At 37.0% G+C, this 1810-nt stretch carries 2 protein-coding genes; both read left to right on the forward strand.

From position 1 onward, the window contains the following. Positions 1 to 292 precede the first annotated feature (292 nt). Positions 293 to 733: a VOC family protein gene (locus H540_RS0122145; RefSeq protein ID WP_028402422.1), complete on the forward strand. Its 441-nt coding sequence runs from the start codon at positions 293 to 295 to the stop codon at positions 731 to 733. A gap of 25 nt (positions 734 to 758) precedes the next feature. Continuing rightward, entirely contained in the window at positions 759 to 1313 is a 555-nt protein-coding gene (locus H540_RS33850) for a LysE family transporter (protein WP_051317236.1), read from the forward strand. Positions 1314 to 1810: the final 497 nt, after the last annotated feature.

Raw genomic sequence — 1810 nt, forward strand, 5'->3', positions numbered from 1 at the left:
TATCAGATAATAAGTTGTTTGGAGAAAAAGAAGGCTCGAGCCGTATGACGGGAAAGCTGTCACGTACGGTTCCAAGGGGAGCTGGGGGCAGTGATGCCCCCAGCTTACCCGACTAAACCTACATCCTGTATGTAGTTTTTTTGATTTCGAGAATATCGTTAATTTGCTTGTTCAACTAAAGGAGCAGGATTGCGCGGTGAAAGAGATGACAAATGATTACTTAATTACTGGAGGAATGGTAATATAAGGATGTTCGGTGACAATAATTCACTCTATCGGGAGGAGTCAAAAAATGTGTCAATCCATTGTTCATATCGCTCTTGTGGTAAAAGATTATGATGAAGCAATAGAATTTTATACAAAGAAGCTGAACTTCACTTTAGTTGAGGATACCTATCAACCTGAACAAGATAAACGGTGGGTAGTAGTATCACCGCCAGGTTCTGTAGGCACCACATTATTGCTTGCAAAAGCATCGAAACCGGAACAAGAAATGTTTATTGGAAATCAGACGGGTGGTAGAGTTTTTCTATTTTTAAACACTGATGATTTCTGGAGAGATTATAATGACATGCTGTCAAAGGGAATTGAATTCGTTAGAGAGCCCAAACAACAATCATATGGAATTGTCGCCGTATTTAAAGATTTATATGGGAACCTTTGGGATCTGCTAGAGTTAAGTGAAGATCATCCTATTTCCGAGAGAATGGTGAGGATCAAAGAATCAGAGTAGATGATACCAAGTAAGGGGTGGTATTTTGAATAAAATTGATACACGTATTGAGACAATCATTAACGAGTATCATGAAGAAAAGCGATTAAGCGGAACGATATTAATATCAAAGAATTACAACATAATATTCGAGAGAGCATACGGGGATGCCAGCATTCAACTAGGTGTACCCAATAAACTTGAAATGAAATTCCATATTGCATCCATGACAAAAATGTTTATAGCCACGGCAGCCTTGAAACTTTATGGTGAAGGTAAAATCAACCTAGATCATCACCCCAGTACATACTTGACAGAAATAGATGGTTTACACTCGAAAATAAACCCGAAAGTAGCAGTCTTTTTTCTTACTTTTCTACCTCAATTTGTTGAGCCCACACAAGGAACATTTCTATCGTTTTTATTATTAGGTTTAACCTATTGCTTCATTAAATTTGTTTGGTATATCATATATATTTATATGATTGATATGATAAGTGGTTTTATGAAAAAACCACTTGTGCAGGGCTTTTTTGAAGGTATCACAGGCCTTGTATTTATTAGTTTTGGTGTAAAATTAGCACTCGAAAAAAACAGTTAGTTAAAACTGTAATTTATTATTTTATCCATAAAAAGAGAATGTGTAAGAATTAGTTTACACATTTTCTTTTTTATCTTTTATCATGTTAACCTCTTGGAGGTTAACATATGAATTTGGCCCAGTACCAGCGTCGGTGCGATCAGGGGCAAAGTAATCTCTAAAAGTAGAGTATTGTACTAAAGAATCGAATGATTTTTGCAGAGATAATACCGTAACAAAAACGACCTGTTTAGATACAGCGTCCAGTCATACCGTATTTACCACCAAAATGTGCTAAATACGGTGTAACAAAATACTGTCACATAATTTTCTTGTAACAATATCTAGTTAAATACCTTTATGGTACACCCAGATTTTTCCTTAGCCTCGCTTTTCTGTTGCTTACTTTGCCCCTCGTTACAGGAACGGTGCGCCCATGAGGTTTGGGTGTCTCTACTGCCGATGGCAGTCTCACTGGAGTAATGTGAGTAAAGCAGCGTCTTACCTTCACTCGAAAG

Source organism: Ectobacillus panaciterrae DSM 19096, assembly GCF_000430785.1.
Lineage (GTDB): Bacteria > Bacillota > Bacilli > Bacillales > Bacillaceae_G > Ectobacillus > Ectobacillus panaciterrae.